This window comes from Rhodanobacter sp. FW104-R8 (assembly GCF_001617365.1).
Classification (GTDB): Bacteria; Pseudomonadota; Gammaproteobacteria; order Xanthomonadales; family Rhodanobacteraceae; genus Rhodanobacter.
Map to the genome: position 1 here is coordinate 62,036 of NZ_LVJR01000023.1, position 21,658 is coordinate 83,693.

The window sequence follows — 21,658 nt, forward strand, 5'->3', positions numbered from 1 at the left end:
CATCGCCCCTGCCGGTCGCCGCTACAATGCGCGCATGACCAAGCCAGCCCCCTTTCCGATCGAAGTCCGCGGCTCCGCGAAACAGCCCCTGGGCATGCCGCCCGCGCGTTTCCTGCGCGATTACTGGCAGAAGCGGCCGCTGCTGGTTCGCAACGCCTTCCCGGATTTCCAGCCGCCGCTGCAGCCGGACGACCTGGCCGGCCTGGCCTGCGAGCCGGCCGCGCTGGCGCGGCTGATCGTGCACGACGAGAAGCGCGACCGCTGGCAAGTCAAATCGGGCCCGCTCGACGAGGCCGACTTCGCCGGCACCCCCGACAGTCACTGGACCCTGCTGGTGCAGGATGTCGACAAGTGGGACGCGGACGTGGCCGGCCTGCTGCAACATTTCCGCTTCCTGCCGAGCTGGCGCGTGGACGACGTGATGGTCTCCTACGCCGAGCCGGGCGGCGGCGTCGGCGCCCACGTCGACCAGTACGACGTGTTCCTGCTGCAGGGCCTGGGCCAGCGCCACTGGGCGATCAGCGACGACCCGCTGGCGCCGAAGGCGTTCCGTCCCGACGTGGAGCTGAAGCAGCTGGTGCATTTCGAGCCGACCCACGAATGGCTGCTGGAGCCGGGCGACATGCTGTACCTGCCGCCGGGTGTGCCGCACGACGGCGTCGCCTTCGGCGGCCCCTGCATGACGTTCTCGGTGGGCATGCGCGCGCCCTCCCAGGCCGAGCTGACCGGCGACCTGGCCGACTACATCGCCGAGCGCCTGCCGGAGGAATTGCGCTACGCCGATCCGGACCTCAGGCCGGCCACCGCCACCGGCGAGATCGACCGTGCCGCGATCGAGCGGCTGAAGGACGCGCTGCCGTTTGCCGCCGCCCTGCGCGAGGAGCTGCTGCGCGACTGGTTCGGCCGCTTCATCACCCGCTACCGCAGCGCGCAGGCGCCGGCGGCACCGGACAGGCCGCTGACCGACGCCGCGCTGGCGAAGCAGCTCGATGCCGGCGCGCAGTTGCTGCGCCACCCGTGGTCGCGGTTCGCCTGGAGCCGCGGCAAGTCCGGCTGCACGCTGTACGCCAACGGGCAGGCATACCCGGCCACGCCGGCGCTGGCGCAGCAGCTGTGCGAGCAGCGCGCGCCCACCGTCGCGCGCAGGCTCGATGCCACCGAGCGCGCCCTGCTGCTGGCCCTGGTCAACGACGGCCACCTGCTGCCGCGCAAACCCCGCCGCCGATGAAACTGCAGGACTTCCACGTCGAGCCCGCCGACTGGTCGCGCACCGACCAGCGCAGCGCCCTGCTCGATCTGCGCGAGGTCGTGTTCATCCGGGAACAGGGGGTGCCCGAGCAGCGCGAGCGCGACGGACTGGATGCGGACTGCTGGCACGTGCTGGCGCGCGACGAGGCCGGCCAGCCGATCGGCTGCGGCCGGCTCACGCCGCAGCACAAGATCGGCCGCATGGCGGTGCTGCCGGCGTGGCGCGGTCGCGGCGTCGGCATGGCGCTGCTGCGCGAACTGGTCGCCCGCGCCCGCGCGCTGGGCTGGCCGCAGGTGGCGCTGGATGCCCAGGTCGGCGCGATCGGCTTCTACGAACGCCAGGGTTTCACCGCATTCGGCGACGAGTTCGAGGACGCCGGCCTGCCGCACCGGGCCATGCGTCTCGAACTGCCCGCGGCTGCCGGCCTGCGGGAGCCGCCGCGCGACGGCATCGCCCTGCCCACCGGCAGCCGCAGCGAGATCGCCGCCGCGCGCCTGCTACTGCTCGGCGACGCCCGCCACCGGCTCTCCATCCGCCTGCCGCTGCTGGAGAGCGACTGCTACGCCAGCACGGAGGAACTGGCCGAGTTGCGGCGCATCGCGAACTCCGGCCGCGCCGCGCAAATCCGCATCCTGCTGCACGACGCGGCCGCGGCCCAGCGCGACGACCACCGCCTGATCGCGCTGGCGCAGCGCCTGTCCAGTGCGATCCAGATCCGCACGCCGGTGGAGGAGGCCGATCTGGCCTATGCCTCGGCCTGCCTGCTCAACGACGCCGGCGGCTATCTGTTCCTGCCCGAGGCGGACCGCGTGCAAGGCCGCGCCTCCCGCCTCGACCGTCCGGCCCAGGTGCCGCTGCAGCAGCATTTCGATGAGGTCTGGGAGCGCTCCGAGCGCGCCAGCGTGCTGCAATCGGTGGATCTCTGAGCCGGCTGGACCGCCGCCCCTTTCCCCCGGGCGACGCCGACCCGCGTGGCAAACCCGCATGAAACCGCAACCTGCGGCGAAACGTGCCTTAGACCATCGTCGAAATGCCCGCCAACAGCCCGTTCCGGGCGGCCCGCGGGTTGCCGCGTCGCAGCAGCCAAAGGCTATAATCGTCGGGATTCTCCCCAGTCATCCGTACGAGCGGTCTGCCGGGCTTGAAAACCGGACGGAAACCGCGACTTCAAAGGTCACACGGATGGCTGCAAGCATCCCTTCCCTGCCGGTGGTGACGTGACTACAAACCTGATCCGCGAGTTCTTCGAATCCTCCCAACTCGCTGGCGGCAACGCCGATTACGTCGAATCTCTGTATGACGCCTGGCTGGCCGACGCCTCGTCGGTACCGGCCGAATGGGCCAGCTACTTTGCCTCCTTCAAGGGCCGCGAATCGGGGGACGTCTCCCACGCCGCGGCCATCGCGCGCATCGAAGCCGCGCAGAAGCAGCGCCACAACGGCGTCGCCGCCGCGCCGGTGAGCGACGAACACGCGCGCAAGCAGGCCGGCGTGCTGCGCCTGCTCACCGCCTACCGCTCGCGCGGCCACCTCGCCGCCGACCTCGACCCGCTCGGCCTGACCGAGAAGATGCCCGCGCCGGACCTCGGCCTCGCCTTCCACGGCCTCTCCGACGCCGACCTCGATACCGAATTCGACACCGGCAACTACGCCGGCGGCGGCCAGCGCCTGAAACTGCGCGAGCTGCTGGGCCGCCTGCAGAAGACCTACGCCAGCACGATCGGCGCTGAGTTCATGCACATCAGCAACCACGAGCAGCGCAACTGGATCTACAGCCGGCTCGAGCAGGCCACCGGCCGGAGCGGCCTGGACAAGGCCGGCAAGCAGCGCGTACTGGACGGCCTCACCGCCGCCGAAGGCCTGGAGCGCTACCTCCACACGAAATATGTGGGCCAGAAGCGCTTCTCGCTGGAAGGCGGCGACAGCCTGATCCCGATGCTCGACGACGTGGTGCGCGCCGCCGGCGACAACGGCATCAAGGAGCTGGTGATCGGCATGGCCCACCGCGGCCGCCTCAACGTGCTGGTCAACATCCTGGGCAAGCCGCCGAAGACCCTGTTCGACGAGTTCGAGGGCCGCTTCGACCACCCCGACGATCCGGCCCACTCCGGCGACGTGAAGTACCACATGGGCTTTTCCGCCGACGTCAAGACGCCCAAGGGTGGCGTGCACGTGGCGCTGGCGTTCAACCCCTCGCACCTGGAGATCGTCAACCCGGTGGTGACCGGCTCGGTGCATGCGCGCCAGACCCGCCGCCGCGACACCGCGCACACGCAGTCGATGGCCGTGCTGATCCACGGCGACGCCGCGCTGGCCGGCCAGGGCGTGAACATGGAACTGTTCAACATGTCGCAGGCGCGCGGCTTCAGGATCGGCGGCAGCCTGCACGTCGTCATCAACAACCAGGTCGGCTTCACCACCTCCAATCCGCAGGACGCCCGTTCCACCATGTACTGCACCGACCTGGCCAAGATGGTCAATGCGCCGGTGCTGCACGTGAACGGCGACGACCCGGAGGCGGTGATCCTGGTGACCCGGCTTGCCTACGAGTTCCGCAAGCAGTTCCGCAAGGACGTGGTGATCGACCTGGTCTGCTACCGCCGCCACGGCCACAACGAGGCCGACGAACCGGCCGCCACGCAGCCGGTGATGTACCAGATCATCCGCAAGCGCCCGACCGCGCGCGACCTGTACCAGCAGCAGCTGGTGAAGGAAGGCGTGCTGGCCGAGGGCGAGGCCGCGAAGCAGTTCGACGCCTACCGCCAGCGGCTGGAAGCGGGCGCGCCGATGACCGAGCTGGATCCGGCGCCGGTGCGCGACGGCCACGTCGACTGGGCCCGCTTCCTCGGCGGCAAGCTGTCGATGCCGACCGACACTACGGTGCCGAAGCAGAAGCTGCTGGAGCTGGCCGGCAAGATCCTCGCCCTGCCCGCCGGCCTCACCCTGCAGGCCCGCGTGGCGAAGATCTACGACGACCGCCGCAAGATGGCCGCGGGCGAGCTGCCGGCCGACTGGGGCTTTGCCGAGAACCTCGCCTACGCCACCCTCGTCGACGGCGGCTACGACATGCGCCTGGTCGGCCAGGATTCCGGCCGCGGCACGTTCTTCCACCGCCATGCGGTGCTGCACGACCAGAAGGACGGCCACACCTGGATGCCGCTGGCCAGCGTGCGCGCCGGCGCCGACGTCGAGGTGATCGACTCGCTGCTCAGCGAAGAGGCGGTGATGGCGTTCGAGTACGGCCATTCCACCACCGACCCCGACACGCTCAACATCTGGGAAGCCCAGTTCGGCGACTTCGCCAACGGCGCGCAGGTGGTGATCGACCAGTTCATCAGCTCCGGCGAGGCGAAGTGGAACCGCCTGTGCGGTCTGGTGCTGCTGCTGCCGCACGGCTACGAAGGCCAGGGCCCGGAGCACTCCTCCGCCCGCCTCGAGCGCTTCCTGCAGCTGTGCGCGATGGACAACATGCAGGTCTGCGTGCCGACCACGCCGGCGCAGGATTTCCACATGATCCGCCGGCAGATGCTGCGCCCGGTGCGCAAGCCGCTGATCGTGATGACGCCGAAGTCGCTGCTGCGCCACAAGCTGGCGGTGTCCACGCTGGACGAGCTGGCCAACGGCAGCTTCCAGCTGGTGATCGGCGAGCATCGCGAGCTGGCCGCCAAGAAGGTCAGACGCGTGGTGCTGTGCTCGGGCAAGGTCTACTACGACCTGCTGGAGGAAGCCGAGAAGCGCAGGCTGGCCGACGTGGCGATCGTGCGCGTCGAGCAGCTGTACCCGTTCCCGCGCGCCGAGGTCGGCGCCGAGCTGGACAAGTACCCTTCCGCCAAGGAAGTGATCTGGTGCCAGGAAGAGCCGATGAACCAGGGCGCCTGGTTCCAGATCCGCCACCACCTGCAGGCCTGCATCGGAGCCAAGCACAGCCTCTCCTACGCGGGGCGCGCTCGCTCGCCGGCGCCGGCCGCCGGCCACCACAACACCCATGTCGCCGAACAGGCGGCACTCGTCGAACAGGCGCTGGTCGCCCCGGTCGGCACCGACCACTCCGCGGAGTAAGCTCCTTCGAATAGTGCGGCCACGGATGGTCGCTTTTTTGATCTTCGCACTCACGGATGAGTGCCTACCTAAGGGCCCGTTATGTCCATCGAACTCAAAGTCCCCGTCCTGCCTGAGTCCGTCTCCGATGCCACCATCGCCACCTGGCACAAGAAGGCCGGCGACGCGGTGAAGCGCGACGAGAACCTGGTCGACCTCGAAACCGACAAGGTGGTGCTTGAGGTGCCCTCGCCGGTCGACGGCGTGCTGAAGGAAATCAGGCACCAGGTCGGCGACACGGTGAACAGCGAGCAGGTCATCGCGATCATCGAGGCCGGTGCCGTGGCTGCCACCCCGGCCCCCGCGGCGGCGGCACCCGCGCCTGCGCCCGTTGCTGCGGCTCCCGCGCCGGCCGCGCCGAAGGCCGCCGCCAAGGGCACCGAGGATCTTTCCCCGGCCGGCCTGCGCGTGGCCACCGAAGAGAAGATCGACCCGTCCAAGGTCGCCGGCACCGGCCGCGACGGCCGCGTGACCAAGGAAGACCTGGTCAACTACGGCAAGGGCGGCAGCGCCCCGGCCGCCGCCGTACCCGCCGCGAAGCCGACCCCGGGCGCGCGTCCGGAAGAGCGCGTGCCGATGACCCGCATGCGCGCGCGCATCGCCGAGCGCCTGATGCAGTCGAAGAACTCGATCGCCATGCTCACCTCGTTCAACGAGGTGAACCTCGCCGAAGTGGTGAAGATGCGCAAGGCGCTGGGCGACGCGTTCCAGAAGGAACACGGCATCAAGCTCGGCTTCATGAGCTTCTTCGTCAAGGCCGCCGCCGAGGCGCTGAAGCGCTATCCGTTCGTCAACGCGTCGGTCGACGGCAACGACGTGGTCTACCACGGCTACCAGGACATCTCGATCGCCGTGTCCACCGACAAGGGCCTGGTCACGCCGGTGCTGCGCGACGTGCAGGACATGAGCTTCGCCGACGTCGAGCAGGGCATCGCCGACTACGCCGCCAAGGCGCGCGCGAACAAGCTGTCGCTGGACGACCTGCAGGGCGGCACGTTCACCATCACCAACGGCGGCACCTTCGGCTCGCTGCTCTCCACCCCGATCGTCAACCCGCCGCAGAGCGCGATCCTCGGCATGCACACGATCAAGGAGCGCCCCATCGTCGAGAACGGCCAGATCATCGCCGCGCCAATGATGTACATCGCGCTCAGCTACGACCACCGCATCATCGACGGCAAGGACGCGGTGCTGTTCCTGGTCGACATCAAGAACCAGCTGGAGAACCCGCAGCGCATGTTGCTCGGCCTCTAATCGCCGCCCCGCCTTGATCGCCTCGGCGATCAAGGCAAATCGGCAACGAGGCTCTCTGTCTGAATTTTGTGGATGCATCGTTTTCAAGTGTTGCGTTTTCAGTCTTGATGCCCATCTCCGCTACATCCGCGAGTGAACTGACTCGCCGAAAAGGAAGATTTTCATGAGCGACAAATTCGACGTCATCGTCATCGGCGCCGGTCCGGCCGGCTATGTGGCCGCGATCCGCGCCGCGCAGCTGGGCCTGAAGACCGCCTGTGTGGATGCCTTCGCCGGCAAGGACGGCAAGCAAGCACTCGGGGGCACCTGCCTCAACGTGGGCTGCATCCCGTCCAAGGCGCTGCTCGATTCCTCGCGCCAGTTCCACAACCTCACGCACAACTTCGGTGTGCACGGTATCACCGCCGACAACGCGAAGATCGACGTGCCCACCTTCGTCGGCCGCAAGGACAAGATCGTCAAGCAGTTCACCGGCGGCGTGGCGCAGCTGTTCAAGGCGAACAAGATCACGCCGTACTTCGGTACCGGCAAGCTGCTCAAGGGCAACAACGTCGAGATCACTGGTGCCGATGGCGCCAAGCAGACGATCAGTGCGACCAACGTCATCCTCGCTTCCGGCTCGGTGCCGATCGAGTTGCCGTTCGCGAAATTCGACGGCAAGGCGATCGTCGACAACGCCGGCGCACTGGACTTCACCGAAGTGCCGAAGCGCCTGGGCGTGATCGGTGCGGGCGTGATCGGCCTGGAACTGGGCAGCGTGTGGAAGCGCCTGGGTGCCGAAGTCACCATCATCGAGGCGTTGCCGGACTTCCTCTCTGTCGCCGACGCCGACGTGGCCAAGATCGCTGCCAAGGAATTCGCCAAGCAGGGCCTGACCATCAAGCTCAACGCCAAACTCAACAAGGCCGAGGCGAAGAAGGACGGTGTGCACCTCACCTATACCGACAAGGATGGCGAGCAGCAGCTCGTCGTCGACAAGCTGCTGGTCGCCGTGGGCCGCCGTGCCTACACCGCCGGCCTGCTGGCCGACGACACCGGCGTAAAGCTGGACGAGCGCGGCCGCATCGTGGTCGACGAGCACAACCATACCGGCGTCGACGGCGTGTGGGCGATCGGCGACGCGGTGCGCGGCCCGATGCTGGCGCACAAGGGCTCCGAGGAAGGCGTGGCGGTGGCCGAGTGGATCGCCGGCAAGGCCGGCCACGTCAACCTCGACACCGTGCCGTGGGTGATCTACACCGAGCCGGAAATCGCCTGGGCCGGCAAGACCGAGAAGGAACTGAAGGACGCCGGCATTCCGTACAAGGTCGGCACTTTTCCGTTCGCCGCCATCGGCCGCGCCGTGGCGATGAACGAGGCCGTGGGCCAGGTGAAGATGCTCGCCCACGCCGAAACCGACCGCATCCTCGGCGTGCACATGGTCGGCCCGGGCGTCTCCGAGCTGATCGCCGAGTGCGTGGTGGCGATGGAGTTCAAGGGCTCGTCCGAGGACCTGGCGCGCATCGTCCACGCCCACCCGACCCTGTCCGAGGCCGTGCACGAGGCCGCGTTGTCGGTCGACAAGCGCGCCATCCACAAGGGCAATTGATCGCCTTCGCATCCACAACGCGGCCCGCTCGTGGCGACATGGGCGGGCCGTTTCGTCTGCTGTAGGAGCCCGCTTGCGGGCGATGCTTCTGCTCTGATCCCAACCAAGAGCATCGCCCGCAAGCGGGCTCCTACGAAAACGCGTTTCAACAGAATCCGCATGCCCCAACCCACCGCCATCTGCGTCTACTGCGGCTCCAGCAGCGGCCGGCATCCCGAGTACGCCGAACAGGCGCGCGCGTTCGGCACGGAAATGGCCCGGCGCGGCATCGCGCTGGTCTATGGCGGCGGCAAGGTCGGCCTGATGGGCGTGGTGGCCGATGCGGTGCTCGCCGGCGGCGGCAGGGTGATCGGCGTGATTCCGCGCCAGCTGGTGGAACTCGAGGTGGCGCATCCGGGCCTGAGCGAGCTGGTGGTGGTCGAGACCATGCACCAGCGCAAGACGCGCATGTACGAACTGTCCGATGCCTTCGTCGCCCTGCCCGGCGGCTTCGGCACGATGGACGAGATGTTCGAGATGCTGACCTGGGCCCAGCTCGGCCTGCACCGCTATCCCTGCGCCTTCCTCGACGTGCGCGGCTACTACCGCGACCTGCGCACGATGATGGAGCACATGGTCGACGAGCGCTTCGTGCGCCCCGAGCAGCGCGACAGCATCTGGTTCGGCGACGAGATAGCCACCTTGTTCGACTGGATGCGGACCTACCAGGGCAGCTACATCCCCAAGTGGATCGACACCAGCAGCGTCAGCGCCTGAACGGCTGCCGAGGGACATCGAGATGACCAGCTTCCGCGCGTTCCGCATCCACAACGACGACGCCGGCTACCGCGCCGGCATCGAGGCCATGGGCACCGACGCGCTCTCGCCCGGCGAAGTGCTGGTCAAGGTGGCGTACTCCTCGGTCAACTACAAGGATGCGCTGGCCGGCACCGGCAAGGGCCGGATCCTGCGCAATTACCCGCTGAACGGCGGCATCGACGCTGCCGGCCACGTGGTCGCCTCGACCGATCCCGCCTTCAGGGAAGGCGACGCGGTGTTGTGCACCGGCAGCGGCCTGTCCGAGACGCGCGATGGCGGCTACGGCGAATACGCGCGCCTCGACGCACGCTGGACGATCCCGCTGCCGGCCGGCCTGGACCTGCGCGAAAGCATGATCATCGGCACCGCCGGCTTCACCGCGGCACTGGCGCTGCTGCGCATGCAGGACAACCGGCAGACGCCCGCGCTGGGCCCGGTCGCGGTAACCGGCGCCAGCGGCGGCGTCGGCATGCTGGCAATCGACATCTTCAGCCGCGCCGGCTACGAGGTACATGCGATCAGCGGCAAGGCCGACCACTTCGATTTCCTGCGCGGCCTCGGCGCCAGCGAGTGCGTCGACCGCCACCAGCTCGCCTTCAGCGGCAAGCCCATGGACTCCGCCCGCTTCGGCGGCGCGCTGGACAACGTCGGCGGCAGCATGCTCGGCGGCCTGCTGCCGCTGGTCAGCCCGTACGGCAACGTGGCGATCTGCGGCAACGCCGGCGGCGTCGCCTTCGACAGCACGGTGATGCCGTTCATCATCCGCGGCGTGAGCCTGCTCGGCATCGCCTCGGCCGGCACCGCGCGCGATCTCCGCGACAGGGTCTGGCGGCAGCTCGCCGGCGACTGGAAGCCGCGGCACCTCGACCGTATCGCCGCCCGTGAAACCGGCCTCGACGAATTGCCCGGCGTGTTTGCGCGTATGCTCGCCGGTGATTCCTTCGGCCGCACCGTGGTGCGCATCGGCAACACGGTTTGACGAAACCGTGCTTGGAAGTACCATCGCCACGGCTTAGAATTATCGAAACTCGCAGGGGATTATCACCTTATGGCACGCATCCTGATCGTCGACGACTCCCCGTCGCAACTGCTTGGCATCAAGCGGATCGTCGAAAAACTCGGGCATGAGACCCTTTCCGCCGAGGACGGTGCCGCCGGCGTGGAAGTGGCCAAGGCGGAGAAGCCCGACCTGATCCTGATGGACGTGGTGATGCCCAACCTCAACGGTTTCCAGGCCACCCGCACGATCAGCAAGAACGCCGAGACCGCGCATATCCCGATCATCCTGGTGACCACCAAGGATCAGGAAACCGACCGGGTCTGGGGCATGCGCCAGGGCGCCAAGGCCTACGTGACCAAGCCGATCAAGGAAGAGGAACTGCTCAAGGCGCTGCAGGAATTCCTGCCCGGCTGATCCCTGCCCCCGGCTTCTGCGAAAACGGCGCCCACGGGCGCCGTTTTCATTCATGCGATCCGCCGGCTCAATGGCGCGGATCGAAACCCTTGAACGCCTCATGCAGCGCCTCGTAGGCGGCACGCTGCTTGTCGCTGTCGGCCGGTGGCGTGCGAATCGACAGCTCCACCAGCTGATCACCCGGATGCGCGCCCGGCATGCCGCGCCCCTTCAGGCGCAGCTTGCGGCCCGATTGCGAGCCCGCCGGGATGCGCAGGTCGACCGTGCCGGCCAGGGTCGGCACCGGCACGGTGGCACCCAGTGCCGCTTCCCACGGGGCGATCGGCAACACGTGCACCACGTTGTGGCCGTCCAGACGGAAACGCGCATCGTCACGGATGCCCACCTCCAGCAGCAGGTCGCCGTTCGGTCCGCCGGCGGCGCCGCTGCGACCCTGGCCGGACAGGCGGATCACCTGTCCCGGCTGGATCCCGGCGGGAATCTTCACCTCCAGCACGCGCTCGCCACCGGCCGGATCCTGCATCGCCAGCCGCGTGCGGCCGCCGTCGAACGCGGTCTGCAGGTCGATCTGCACCGAAGCCTGCACATCCTGGCCGCGTCGCGGCCGCGGCTGGCCGCGATGGCCGCCGCCGGCGGCACGGCCGAACAGGCTCTCGAAGAAATCGCTGAAGTCGCCGTCGTCACCGCCGCCGAAACCCTGCTGGCCCTGCCAGCCCGGCGGCGGCCGGAACTGCTCGCCCTGCCGGTAGCCGCCGGCGCGCAGCTGGTCGTAGGAACGCCGCTTCTCCGCATCCCTGAGCACTTCGTTGGCCTCGTTGACCGCCTTGAATTTCTCCTCGGCGCCGGCCTCCTTGTTCTTGTCGGGGTGGTACTTGCGCGCCAGCTTGCGATAAGCCGCCTTGATCTCGGCCTCGCTCGCATCGGGCTTCACACCCAAAATCTCGTAGTAGTCTTTGAATTCCACGCACCACTCCCGCCGATTCGATCCCTTCCACACGCGACGACCTGCCGCGGATCATCGTCCGCGGCAGGTCGCCTCCGCAACACTCGCGGGATGTCTCAGCTGCCGGTATTGATGGTGATGCGGCGCGGCGTGGTCTCCGCCTTCTTCGGGATGACGATCTCCAGCACGCCATCCTTGCCGTGGGCGGTGATGCCATCGGCATCGGCGCTGTCGGGCAACGCAAAGCGGCGGTAGAACAGGCCGTGCGAACGCTCCAGCCGGGTGAACTTGCCGTTCTGCTCGCGGTTCTCCACGGTGCGCTCGCCCTTGATGTCGAGGATGCCCTTCTCCATGCTCACCTCGATCTTCTCCGGGTCCACGCCGGGAATGTCGGCGTAGATCACGAAGCGCTTGTCCTCTTCCTTGATGTCCACCCGCGGCGCCCACTGGCTGGTCACCACGTTGGACTGGTCCGCCTCGGCTGGGTTGCCGAGCAGGCGGTCGAAAGCCTCGCGGATGTCGCCGATATTGGCCATGTTGGCCGGGTTCCAGGGGAAATTGCGACTCAGATTCATGCTCGTATCTCCTCGTCGATGGGGGTTTTGCGGCTCGACGCCGCCTGTCCAGGAAGTGGGTTCTTATGGCTCCCGATTCAAGGCGACAAACCTCATCTGGCGGCGCTAGCATGGCGGGACCGCCCACGGAGGAAGCCATCACCATGACCATCCAGATCGGCCAGTCGCTGCCGGATGTCGAGCTGTCAGCGGTCGGCGAGGAGATCCGCCCCTGCCGCAGTGGCGAACTGTTTGCCGGAAGCCGCGTGGTGCTGTTCGCCGTCCCCGGTGCCTTCACGCCGACCTGTTCCAGCCGGCATCTCCCCGGCTACGTGCAACGTTACGCCGACTTCCACGAAGCCGGGGTGAAGGTGATGTGCCTGGCGGTCAACGATGCCTATGTGATGCAGGCCTGGGCCCGCGCCCAGCAGGTCCCTCCGGGCCTGCTGATGCTGGCCGACGGCAACGCCAGCTTTACCCGTGCGCTGGGCCTGGAACTGGACGGCACCGCCTTCGGCATGGGCCTGCGCGCGCGGCGTTTTGCGCTGTACGCGGAAGACGGCGTGGTGCGCCTGCTGCAGGTCGAGGCGCCCGGCGAACTGCGGGTCTCCAGCGCCGAGGCGATGCTGGTGGCGATCGGCCGCTAAAGGAAAAACCCCGGCATGACCGGGGTTTTCCTCAGCTCGCCGCGGGCTTACTCGCCGGCCTGTGCCGGGGAGCCGCCGTCATCGGCCGGTCCCGGCATATCGGCGGATTCGGCCTCCTCGCCGTTGTCCTCGTCCGCTTCCAGCCGCACCACGCTGACCAGGGTCTCGTCGGCGGGCAGGCGGATCAGGGTGACGCCCTGGGTGTTGCGGCCGAGCTGAGAGACTTCCGCCACGCGGGTACGCACCAGGGTGCCCTGGTTGGAGATCAGCATCAGCTCGTGCGCCGCGGTGACCTGCACCGCGGCCACCAGTGCGCCATTGCGCTCGGAGCACTGGATGCCGATCACGCCCTGGGTGCCGCGGCCCTTCTTCGGGAACTCGTCGAGCTGGGTACGCTTGCCGTAGCCGCGTTCGGTGGCGGTGAGGATGTCACCTTCGGCAGCCACGATCAGCGAAACGACTTGCGCGCCTTCGGCCAGCCGCATGCCACGCACGCCGGTGGCGGTGCGGCCCATCGAGCGCACGGTGTCCTCGTCGAAACGGTTGACCTTGCCGTTGGAAGCGAACAGCAGGATGTCGCTGTTGCCGTCGGTGAGTTCCACGTTGACCAGCGCGTCGCCCTCGTCGAGCTTGATCGCCTGCTTGCCCTTCTGCAGCTGGTAGGCGAACTCGGTTAGCGGGGTCTTCTTGACCGTGCCGTGCTTCGTCGCGAAGAACACGTAGCGGTCGTCGGTGTATTCGCGCACCGGCAGCACCGCCTGCACCTTCTCGCCGGCGGCCAGCGGCAGCAGGTTGATGATCGGCTTGCCGCGCGCGCCGGGGCCGGCGTCCGGCATCTGGTAGACCTTGAGCCAGTAGACGCGGCCGGTGCTGGTGAAGGTGAGCAGGGTGTCGTGCGTGTTGACCACCCACAGCTGCTCGACGAAATCCTCGTCCTTCAGCGCCGACGCCGAACGACCCTTGCCGCCACGCTTCTGCGCACGGTACGTGCTGGCCGGCTGGCGCTTGACGTAGCCGGTATGCGACAACGTGACCACGACGTCTTCCGGCGCGATCAGGTCGAGAACATTGAGGTCCTCCTGCGAATGCTGGATCTCGGTGCGGCGGGCGTCGCCGAACTCGGCCTTGATCACCTCCAGTTCCTCGCGGATCACCTCGAGCAGGCGGTTCGGGTTTTCCAGGATCTCGATCAGGCCGCGGATGGTTTCCAGGATCTGCCGGTACTCGTCGGAAAGCTTCTCCTGCTCCAGCCCGGTCAGGCGGTGCAGGCGCATCGCCAGGATTTCCTGCGCCTGCACGTCGGACAACTGGTAGCCGTCGGCCTTGAGGCCGTCGCGCGGGTCCATGTCCTCCGGGCGCGAGGCGCCGGCGCCGGCAGCGGAGAGCAGCGCGCCGACCATGCCCGGTTGCCACTTGCGCGCCAGCATGCGCTCGCGCGCCTCGGCCGGCGAGGCCGAGGTCTTGATCAGCTCGATCATTTCGTCGATGTTGGCCAGCGCGACAGTGAGGCCTTCGAGGATGTGCGCACGGGCTCGCGCCTTGCGCAGTTCGAAGATGGTGCGGCGGGTGACCACCTCGCGCCGATGGCGGATGAACGCCTCGAGGATGTCCTTCAGGTTCAGCAGCTTCGGCTGGCCGTCCAGCAGCGCCACCATGTTGATGCCGAACGTCACCTGCAGCTGGGTCTGCTGGAACAGGTTGTTCAGCACCACGTCGCCCATCGCGTCCTTGCGGATCTCGATGACGACGCGCATGCCGTCCTTGTCGGACTCGTCGCGCAGCTCGCTGATGCCCTCGAGCTTCTTTTCCTTGACCAGCTCGGCGATCTTCTCGATCAGCCGCGCCTTGTTCACCTGGTACGGCAGCTCGTGGACAATGATCGTCTCGCGGCCGTTCGGCTCGGTCTCGATCTCCGCCTTGGCGCGTACCAGGATGCGGCCGCGGCCGGTGCGGTATGCCTCGACGATGCCGGAGGAGCCGTTGATGATGCCCCAGGTCGGGAAATCCGGCCCCGGGATGTAGTGCATCAGGTCGTCGATCGAGAGTGAAGGCTCGTCGATCAGCGCGATGGTCGCCGCGATCACCTCGTTGAGGTTGTGCGGCGGGATGTTGGTGGCCATGCCCACCGCGATGCCGGCCGAGCCGTTCACCAGCAGGTTCGGCACGCGGGTGGGCAGCACCAGCGGCTCCTGCTCGCTCTCGTCGTAGTTCGGGCCGAAGTCGACGGTTTCCTTGTCGATGTCGGCCAGCAGCTCGTGGGTGAGCCGCGACATGCGCACCTCGGTGTATCGCATCGCGGCAGCGCTGTCGCCGTCGACCGAACCGAAGTTGCCCTGGCCGTCGACCATCAGGTAACGCAGCGAGAACGGCTGCGCCATGCGCACGATGGCGTCGTACACCGACTGGTCGCCGTGCGGATGGTATTTACCGATCACGTCACCGACCACGCGGGCCGACTTCTTGTACGGCTTGTTCCACACGTTGCCGAGTTCGTTCATCGCGAACAGCACGCGGCGATGCACGGGTTTCAGACCGTCACGGACATCCGGGAGGGCGCGGCCCACGATCACGCTCATGGCGTAATCGAGATAGCTCTGGCGCATCTCGTCTTCGATGTTGACGCGAATCACTTCTTTGGCGAGTTCTGCCATGAATCGGCTTCCCTGATAACGAAAAAAGGACGCTGGCACCGCGCCTCAAGCGCATGCGCAAGCGACCCGAAATCAACCTGTGGAGTATAGCACGAACGACGTCAAAACGGCAGTATTTAGTCAATATAAATCAATGACTTAGGATAACGTCCTGGTGGACTTGAAAAGCATCCCGCGCGCTGTCGAAAAATTGATCAGTGCGGCCACGGCGGAACCGGCCGCGGTGGCCGGTGCCGGCCAGCGCTGCAGCAGCGGGAAGCCCGCCAGCAGCAGGGCGTAAACCCCGTAATTGACCACCGCGCCAAGGCTCATCAGCCCCAGCCAGTGCAGCCATTCGGCATGTGCCGCGCGCTCACTGCTGCGTGCGGCAAAGGTGTAGCGGCGGTTCCACCACCAGGTGACCGTTGCTGCGACCAGGAACGACAGCACGCGGGCAAGATAGGGATTCCAGCCCGCCCAGCCGACCAGTGCCTGCACGATCCCGGCGTCGACCAGCAATCCCAGCACGCCGCCGACGGCGAACAGCGCGACCTCGCGCGAGAGTTTCATCATCCGAACATGGCCTGCATCGCCAGGCTGTTCGGCCGCTCGATCACGCCGCGCTCGGTCACGATGGCGTCGATCAGCTCCGCCGGCGTCACGTCGAACACCGGGTTCCAGGCCTGCGCGCCCTCGACCACGACGCGGCGGCCGGCGGCGTTGAGCAACTCGGCGGGGTCACGCAGCTCGATCTCGATTTCCTCGCCGCTGCCGGTGGCCATGTCGACGGTGGAGGATGGCGCCACCACCATGAATTTCACGCCGTGGTACTTCGCAGCGATCGCCAGCTGGTAGGTGCCAATCTTGTTCGCGGTATCGCCGTTCGCGGCGATCCGGTCGGCGCCCACGATCACCCACTGCACCGCGCCGGATTTCATCAGGTGCGCGGCGGCGGAATCGGCGATCAGCCGGGCCGGGATGCCGTCGCGCACCAGCTCCCACATGGTCAGCCGCGCGCCTTGCTGCCACGGCCGGGTTTCGCCGGCGTAGACCCGCGCGATCCGCGCCGCCGCCACGCCGGCGCGGATCACGCCCAGCGCGGTGCCATAGCCGGCAGTGGCCAGCGAGCCGGTGTTGCAATGGGTCAGCACGCCCGAACCGGATGAAATCAGGCCGGCACCCAGCTCGCCCATCCGCCGGTTCGCCGCCAGGTCCTCGTCCTGGATCGCCTGCGCCTCGCGCAGCAGCGCGCCCTCATCGGCGCCGGCCGCGATGCGCCGCTTCATCCGGTCCAGCGCCCACATCAGGTTCACCGCGGTGGGACGCGCGGCGCGCAGCGTGGCCAGTACCGGCTCCAGCGGCACGCCCTGCTGCGCCGCCATCGCCACGCCCCACGCGGCGGCAATGCCGATCGCCGGGGCGCCGCGCACGGCCAGGTCGCGGATCGCCTGGGTGACCTGCGCCGCGTCACGGCAGTCGATCCAGCGTTCCTCGCCGGGCAGCAGGCGCTGGTCGAGCAGGCGCAGGTGATCGCCCTGCCACTGCACGGCGCGGATGGAATCGTGGGTGTCGGTGGATGCGGTCATCCGTCCATTATCGCCTGCCGCGTGCGTATTTCACACGGCAGGCGAGGACGGTTCAGTCGCGCTGGCGCAGCCACTGGTGGATCGCCGGCGGCACCTCGCGCTGTGCGCGGCCCGACACGTAGATGCCGATGTGGCCGCCCTTGAACGCCAGCTGGGTGTAGTCGGTGCTGCCGACGTGCTTGCCCAGCGCGCGCGACGCGTCCGGCGGCACCAGGTGATCCTGCTCGGCGAAAATGTTCAGCACCGGCTGGGTGATCATGCCCAGATCGACTGTCTGGCCGCCGATCTCCAGCGTGCCCTTGACCAGCTTGTTGCCCTGGTAGAAATCCTTGATGAACTGGCGGAACGCTTCGCCGGCCTGGTCGGGCGAGTCGAAGATCCAGCGTTCCATGCGCAGGAAGTTCTCCAGTTCGACCGGGTTGTCGAGGATGTCGACCAGGCCGATGTATTTCTGCTGGTTCAGCCGCAACGGCTTGAGCGTGAGGTAGACGTAGTTCATCAGCCCGGCCGGGATGTTGCCCATGGCGTCGACGAACAGGTCCACGTCCATGTTGCGGCACCAGCTCGACAGCATGTTGTCCGGCGTGTGGAAATCCACCGGGGTGACCATCGTGACCAGGTTCTTCACCTTGCCCGGGTGCAGCGCGGTGTAGCACAGCGAGAACGCGCCGCCCTGGCAGATGCCGAGCAGGTTGATCGCCTCCAGCCCGTGGCGCTCGCGCACCGCATCCACGCAGCGGTCGAGGTAGCCGTTGAGGTAGTCGTCCAGTGTCAGCCAGCGATCGGCGCCGTCGGGATAGCCCCAATCGATCAGGTAGACGTCCTCGCCTTGCGCCAGCAGGTTGCGCACCATCGAGCGGTCGGCCTGCAGGTCGGTCATCCACACCGTGTTGACCAGCGCGTAGACGATCAGCAGCGGAGTCTTCGCGGTCGCCCTGCCGTGGCCGGTGAAGTGCCATACCTTCAGCTTGTCCTCGCTGTAGACCAGCTCGCGCGGGGTGTTCGCGTACTCGGGCTCGCGCATGTCGCGCAAGTGGCCCATGCCGGCGGCGAGCTTGCGCTGGAACGTGGCGATGTCGGCCAGCATCCTGGCCGGGTCGATGCGCAATGGCGTTTGCATCGCGGGTCTCCTTACTGGTGCTGGCGCTGGCTGTGGCCGGACGCAGCGGCCGGCTTGCGCGCCGCTTTGGCCGGCGCCTTCTTCGCCGCCACCGCGGGCCTGGCCGGCGCGGCCTTGCTCACTGCGGGTACCGCTGCCCGATTCTCGGCGAGCTGGCGCTTCAGCGCCGCCAGCTCGCGGCGCATGGCCTGCAATCGTTCGCCGAGGCTGGACACTTCGCTGCGCGTCGGCACGCCGAGCTGCTGGCAGAGCTGCTCGGTCTGCTGTTGCTGCAGTTTGCGCACGCGCATCTGCGCATTGACCATCTCGCCGTAGGCTTCGCGGAACTCGTCGGACAGCGCGATCTCGGCATAGGCTTCTTCCGAGGCGTCCACCCAGAGGTCGTACAGCCCCTTCAGCGAATCGATCTGGCGGCCCGGCTCGGCATGCCGGGCCAGTCGGTCCTGCAGGCGTTGCATGCCCTGCGTGTTGGCGCGCTGGATCAGCTCCTGGTACCGGGCGGAAGCCTGCATCGCTTCCAGCAACGCGGCGGTCAGGGCCTGCTGCTGCATCTGCTGCTCGCGGTTGAGGCCGAACGCCGGGGTCGGCCCGTGCGCACCCGGCAGGTCGCCGAAACCGCTGTGCTGGGCTGCCTGCATCCACGATTGCCACTGCCGCGCGAAGCCTTCCGCGCCGGCGCTGTCGATGCCGCCGAACGCCTGCGCGAACGGCTGGCTGGCACTGCCGAACATCTGCTGCAGCTGCTGGCGCCAGTCGCTGCCCGGCTGCGGGGCGGTGCCGCCGGCAGCGGCCGCCTGCATCCAGTCGAAGTACCCCTTCAGGCCGGCCAGCGTACGCTCCAGCATGTCGTTGCCGGCAACCGGTGCCGGCGGCGGGGCGAACGGATTCGCCGCGGGCTGCGGCTGGAACTGGCGCGCCCAGGCATCCCACGACTGCTGCGCCAGCGCCTGGTAGTCCCTGATGAAATCATTGGCCGGGTCGGTCATCGGTGCATCCTCGCGCAAGGTTCCACGGCATCCTAGCAAAAGCCCGTTGCACAAAATCATCGGCGCCAAAACGCACGAGGCCCGGCATGGGCCGGGCCTCGTGGAATCGCCTTGTCCGGAAACTCAGACGCCGGCGCGCTCTTCTTCGGTCACCGCCTTCATCGACAGGCGGATGCGGCCCTGCTTGTCCACTTCGAGCACCTTGACCTTGACGATGTCGCCTTCCTTCAGCTTGTCGGAGACCTTCTCCACGCGCTCGTCGGAAATCTGCGACACGTGCACCAGACCGTCCTTGCCCGGCATGATCGTGACGAACGCGCCGAAATCCATCAGCTTGGCGACCTTGCCTTCGTAGATGCGGCCCGGCTCGACGTCGGAAACGATCTGCTCGATGCGCTTGCGCGCCGCTTCGCCCGCCTCGCGGTTGACCGAGCCGACGATGATGGTGCCGTCGTCGCTGATGTCGATCGTGGTGCCGGTCTCCTCGGTGATCGAGCGGATGGTGGCGCCGCCCTTGCCGATCACTTCGCGGATCTTGTCCGGATGGATCTTGATGGTGATCAGGCGCGGGGCGTACTCGCTCATTTCCGCACGGGCGGTGCTGATCGCCTTGTTCATCTCGCCGAGGATGTGCAGGCGGCCGCGCTTGGCCTGGGCCAGCGCCACCTTCATGATCTCCTCGGTGATGCCGTCGATCTTGATGTCCATCTGCAGCGCGGAGATGCCTTCGGCACTGCCGGCCACCTTGAAATCCATGTCGCCGAGGTGGTCCTCGTCGCCCAGGATGTCGGACAGCACGACGAAGTCCTCGCCTTCCTTGACCAGGCCCATCGCAATGCCGGCCACCGGTGCCTTCAGCGGCACGCCGGCATCCATCATCGCCAGCGAGGAGCCGCACACCGAGGCCATCGACGAGGAGCCGTTGGACTCGGTGATCTCCGAGACCACCCGCAGCACGTACGGGAACTCCTCGATCGTCGGCTTGACCGCCTGCACGCCACGCTTGGCGAGGCGGCCATGGCCGATCTCGCGGCGCTTCGGCGCACCGAAGCGGCCGGCCTCGCCCACCGAGAACGGCGGGAAGTTGTAGTGGAACAGGAACGGATCCTTCGACTCGCCGACGGGCGCGTCGATGATCTGCGCGTCGCGCGTGGTACCCAGGGTGACGACGACCAGGGCCTGCGTCTCGCCGCGGGTGAACAGCGCCGAGCCGTGGGTGCGCGGCAGCACGCCGACGCGGGCGGTGATCGCACGCACGTCATCCAGCTGGCGGCCGTCGATGCGCACCTTGGTCTTCAGCACGCTGTCGCGCAGGGTGTGGTATTCGAGCTCGCCGAATTCCTTGGCCAGCTCGCCGGACGACCAGGCATTCGCTTCGGCCTGCGCCTTCAGCGACTCCAGCACGTCAGCCTTGATCGCGGCGATCGCGTCGCGGCGCTGCAGCTTGTCGCGCACCTGGAACGCTTCGGCCAGCTTGTTGCCTACGGCGCCCTTGAGCGCGGCGACCAGCGACTCGTTGCGGGCCGGCGCCTGCCAGTCCAGCGACGGGCGGCTGGCCTCGGTGGCCAGCTCGGCGATCGCGCGGATCGCGGCCTGCATCTGCCGGTGGCCGAACATCACCGCGCCGAGCATCACGTCCTCGGACAGCAGATGGGCTTCGGATTCCACCATCAGCACGGCGCCGGCGGTGCCTGCGACGACCAGGTCCAGCTGGGAGGTCTTCAGCTCGGTGGCCGACGGATTCAACAGGTACTGGCCGTTCGCGTAGCCGACACGGGCAGCGCCGATCGGGCCCTTGAAGGGGATCCCGGCCAGGCTCAGCGCGGCGGAGGCACCGAGCAGCGCGGGGATGTCGCCGTCGATCTCCGGGTCGAGCGAAACGACCTGGGCGATCACCTGCACTTCGTTCTTGAAATCGTCGGGGAACAGCGGGCGCACCGGGCGGTCGATCAGGCGCGAGGTCAGCGTCTCCTTCTCGGTCGGGCGGCCTTCGCGCTTGAAGAAGCCGCCGGGAATGCGGCCGGCGGAGTAGAACTTCTCCACGTAGTCGACGGTGAGCGGGAAGAAATCCTGGCCTTCCTTCTGCTTGGCGGCGGCCACGGCGGTGACCAGCACCACCGTACCCCCCATGCTGACCATCACCGCACCAGACGCCTGGCGGGCAATTTCGCCCGTCTCCAGTGTGACTTGGTGGTTACCGTACTGGAATGACTTGGTTACTTTTGCCACGTTGATTTCCTGCCTTTTTGAAGAGTGCGGCCATGGATGGCCACCTCTTGATCTTCGCGTTCAATGACGAACGCAATGGCTGAATTAGTGCGGCCACGGGTGGCCGCTCCTTGATTCTCGCGTTCGTGGACGAACGCAGGGATCACCGACGCAGGCCGAGGCGTTCGATCAGGGTCTGATAGCGCGCAAGATCGCGATCCTTCAGATAGCTGAGCAGGCGCTTGCGCTGGTTGACCAGCTTCAGCAGGCCACGGCGGGAGTGATGGTCCTGCTTGTGTTCCTTGAAGTGGCCGGTGAGATGGTCGATGCGGGCGGACAGCAGCGCCACCTGGACTTCGGTCGAACCGGTGTCGTTCGGCACGCGGCCGAAATCAGCAATGATCTTGCCGGTCTGTTCTGCGGTAAGGGACATGGATATGCGTTTCCTTGGAAGGCGATGCGAAGCTTGCGCTTGCGTCATCGCGATGACGCAAGCGCAAGCTTCGCCTAGTTGAATGAAAGCGTTGAAATAACTTGTCTATTCTACTGATGGGAGCGGTGTTACAACAAGTGCGACGCGGGCA

Annotated in this window: 18 protein-coding genes; 9 read left to right on the plus strand and 9 right to left on the minus strand. The window is 67.4% G+C overall.

What is annotated here, in order from left to right:
• Nucleotides 1-34 precede the first annotated feature (34 nt).
• The 8 genes from RHOFW104R8_RS06775 (at nt 35) to pilH (ending at nt 10,400) form a co-directional block, all read left to right on the plus strand.
• Entirely contained in the window at nt 35-1,228 is a 1,194-nt protein-coding gene (locus RHOFW104R8_RS06775) for a cupin domain-containing protein (RefSeq protein WP_068091000.1), read from the plus strand.
• Nucleotides 1,225-2,175, plus strand: coding sequence for a GNAT family N-acetyltransferase (locus RHOFW104R8_RS06780; protein ID WP_068091002.1), 951 nt, complete (start codon nt 1,225-1,227; stop codon nt 2,173-2,175). Before RHOFW104R8_RS06775 ends, RHOFW104R8_RS06780 begins: the two co-directional genes overlap by 4 nt.
• A gap of 291 nt (nt 2,176-2,466) precedes the next feature.
• Entirely contained in the window at nt 2,467-5,307 is a 2,841-nt protein-coding gene (locus tag RHOFW104R8_RS06785; protein WP_068091004.1) for a 2-oxoglutarate dehydrogenase E1 component, read from the plus strand.
• Between the two features lie 81 nt (nt 5,308-5,388).
• Nucleotides 5,389-6,600 carry a 2-oxoglutarate dehydrogenase complex dihydrolipoyllysine-residue succinyltransferase gene (gene odhB, locus RHOFW104R8_RS06790; RefSeq protein ID WP_068091006.1) on the plus strand — a complete coding sequence of 404 codons (1,212 nt, stop codon included), beginning with the start codon at nt 5,389-5,391 and terminating at the stop codon, nt 6,598-6,600.
• A gap of 163 nt (nt 6,601-6,763) precedes the next feature.
• On the plus strand, nt 6,764-8,188 hold the full coding sequence (gene lpdA / locus RHOFW104R8_RS06795) for a dihydrolipoyl dehydrogenase (protein ID WP_068091008.1): 1,425 nt from the start codon (nt 6,764-6,766) through the stop codon (nt 8,186-8,188).
• A 159-nt stretch (nt 8,189-8,347) separates the two neighbouring features.
• Nucleotides 8,348-8,944 carry a TIGR00730 family Rossman fold protein gene (locus RHOFW104R8_RS06800; RefSeq protein ID WP_068091010.1) on the plus strand — a complete coding sequence of 199 codons (597 nt, stop codon included), beginning with the start codon at nt 8,348-8,350 and terminating at the stop codon, nt 8,942-8,944.
• Between the two features lie 22 nt (nt 8,945-8,966).
• A complete protein-coding gene (locus tag RHOFW104R8_RS06805) occupies nt 8,967-9,965 on the plus strand; it encodes a YhdH/YhfP family quinone oxidoreductase (RefSeq protein WP_068091011.1) in 999 nt (332 codons plus the stop codon).
• A 69-nt stretch (nt 9,966-10,034) separates the two neighbouring features.
• Entirely contained in the window at nt 10,035-10,400 is a 366-nt protein-coding gene (pilH, locus tag RHOFW104R8_RS06810) for a twitching motility response regulator PilH (RefSeq protein ID WP_008435575.1), read from the plus strand.
• A gap of 67 nt (nt 10,401-10,467) precedes the next feature.
• Here the strand turns inward: pilH and RHOFW104R8_RS06815 are convergent, their stop codons facing one another.
• Both RHOFW104R8_RS06815 and RHOFW104R8_RS06820 read right to left on the minus strand, forming a co-directional pair.
• The gene (locus tag RHOFW104R8_RS06815; protein WP_068091013.1) at nt 10,468-11,364 is read right to left on the minus strand and encodes a DnaJ C-terminal domain-containing protein; all 897 of its coding nucleotides are present in this window, start codon (nt 11,362-11,364) and stop codon (nt 10,468-10,470) included.
• Between the two features lie 95 nt (nt 11,365-11,459).
• Nucleotides 11,460-11,918, minus strand: a complete 459-nt coding sequence (locus tag RHOFW104R8_RS06820; protein ID WP_068091015.1) for an Hsp20/alpha crystallin family protein — start codon at nt 11,916-11,918, stop codon at nt 11,460-11,462.
• Nucleotides 11,919-12,061: 143 nt separating this feature from the next.
• Here RHOFW104R8_RS06820 and RHOFW104R8_RS06825 point away from each other — a divergent pair, with 143 nt between their 5' ends.
• Nucleotides 12,062-12,544 (plus strand): peroxiredoxin, encoded by a 483-nt coding sequence (locus RHOFW104R8_RS06825; protein WP_068091135.1) that lies wholly within the window; start codon nt 12,062-12,064, stop codon nt 12,542-12,544.
• 47 nt (nt 12,545-12,591) lie between these two features.
• Here RHOFW104R8_RS06825 and gyrA read toward each other — a convergent pair whose 3' ends face one another.
• The 7 genes from gyrA to rpsO all read right to left on the minus strand — a co-directional run bounded on the left by gyrA (nt 12,592) and on the right by rpsO (nt 21,507).
• Nucleotides 12,592-15,195 carry a DNA gyrase subunit A gene (gyrA, locus tag RHOFW104R8_RS06830; protein WP_068091017.1) on the minus strand — a complete coding sequence of 868 codons (2,604 nt, stop codon included), beginning with the start codon at nt 15,193-15,195 and terminating at the stop codon, nt 12,592-12,594.
• Between the two features lie 138 nt (nt 15,196-15,333).
• Nucleotides 15,334-15,747, minus strand: a complete 414-nt coding sequence (locus RHOFW104R8_RS06835) for a GtrA family protein (RefSeq protein WP_235605135.1) — start codon at nt 15,745-15,747, stop codon at nt 15,334-15,336.
• On the minus strand, nt 15,744-16,760 hold the full coding sequence (mtnA, locus tag RHOFW104R8_RS06840) for an S-methyl-5-thioribose-1-phosphate isomerase (protein ID WP_068091022.1): 1,017 nt from the start codon (nt 16,758-16,760) through the stop codon (nt 15,744-15,746). Before mtnA ends, RHOFW104R8_RS06835 begins: the two co-directional genes overlap by 4 nt.
• Before the next feature lie 52 nt (nt 16,761-16,812).
• Nucleotides 16,813-17,880, minus strand: a complete 1,068-nt coding sequence (locus RHOFW104R8_RS06845; protein ID WP_068091024.1) for a class III poly(R)-hydroxyalkanoic acid synthase subunit PhaC — start codon at nt 17,878-17,880, stop codon at nt 16,813-16,815.
• A gap of 11 nt (nt 17,881-17,891) precedes the next feature.
• Nucleotides 17,892-18,866 (minus strand): poly(R)-hydroxyalkanoic acid synthase subunit PhaE, encoded by a 975-nt coding sequence (locus tag RHOFW104R8_RS06850; RefSeq protein WP_068091026.1) that lies wholly within the window; start codon nt 18,864-18,866, stop codon nt 17,892-17,894.
• 123 nt (nt 18,867-18,989) lie between these two features.
• Nucleotides 18,990-21,095, minus strand: coding sequence for a polyribonucleotide nucleotidyltransferase (pnp, locus tag RHOFW104R8_RS06855; RefSeq protein WP_068091028.1), 2,106 nt, complete (start codon nt 21,093-21,095; stop codon nt 18,990-18,992).
• 142 nt (nt 21,096-21,237) lie between these two features.
• On the minus strand, nt 21,238-21,507 hold the full coding sequence (gene rpsO, locus RHOFW104R8_RS06860; protein ID WP_007513234.1) for a 30S ribosomal protein S15: 270 nt from the start codon (nt 21,505-21,507) through the stop codon (nt 21,238-21,240).
• Nucleotides 21,508-21,658 lie beyond the last annotated feature (151 nt).

Bases quoted from the DNA above. Each gene is read 5' to 3' on its own strand.
- RHOFW104R8_RS06775 (WP_068091000.1), top strand. From the start codon at position 35: ATGACCAAGCCAGCCCCCTTTCCGATCGAAGTCCGCGGCTCCGCGAAA.
- RHOFW104R8_RS06780 (WP_068091002.1), top strand. From the start codon at position 1,225: ATGAAACTGCAGGACTTCCACGTCGAGCCCGCCGACTGGTCGCGCACC.
- odhB (WP_068091006.1), top strand. From the start codon at position 5,389: ATGTCCATCGAACTCAAAGTCCCCGTCCTGCCTGAGTCCGTCTCCGAT.
- lpdA (WP_068091008.1), top strand. From the start codon at position 6,764: ATGAGCGACAAATTCGACGTCATCGTCATCGGCGCCGGTCCGGCCGGC.
- RHOFW104R8_RS06800 (WP_068091010.1), top strand. From the start codon at position 8,348: ATGCCCCAACCCACCGCCATCTGCGTCTACTGCGGCTCCAGCAGCGGC.
- RHOFW104R8_RS06805 (WP_068091011.1), top strand. From the start codon at position 8,967: ATGACCAGCTTCCGCGCGTTCCGCATCCACAACGACGACGCCGGCTAC.
- pilH (WP_008435575.1), top strand. From the start codon at position 10,035: ATGGCACGCATCCTGATCGTCGACGACTCCCCGTCGCAACTGCTTGGC.
- RHOFW104R8_RS06820 (WP_068091015.1), bottom strand. From the start codon at position 11,918: ATGAATCTGAGTCGCAATTTCCCCTGGAACCCGGCCAACATGGCCAAT.
- RHOFW104R8_RS06825 (WP_068091135.1), top strand. From the start codon at position 12,062: ATGACCATCCAGATCGGCCAGTCGCTGCCGGATGTCGAGCTGTCAGCG.
- gyrA (WP_068091017.1), bottom strand. From the start codon at position 15,195: ATGGCAGAACTCGCCAAAGAAGTGATTCGCGTCAACATCGAAGACGAG.
- RHOFW104R8_RS06835 (WP_235605135.1), bottom strand. From the start codon at position 15,747: ATGATGAAACTCTCGCGCGAGGTCGCGCTGTTCGCCGTCGGCGGCGTG.
- mtnA (WP_068091022.1), bottom strand. From the start codon at position 16,760: ATGACCGCATCCACCGACACCCACGATTCCATCCGCGCCGTGCAGTGG.
- RHOFW104R8_RS06845 (WP_068091024.1), bottom strand. From the start codon at position 17,880: ATGCAAACGCCATTGCGCATCGACCCGGCCAGGATGCTGGCCGACATC.
- RHOFW104R8_RS06850 (WP_068091026.1), bottom strand. From the start codon at position 18,866: ATGACCGACCCGGCCAATGATTTCATCAGGGACTACCAGGCGCTGGCG.
- rpsO (WP_007513234.1), bottom strand. From the start codon at position 21,507: ATGTCCCTTACCGCAGAACAGACCGGCAAGATCATTGCTGATTTCGGC.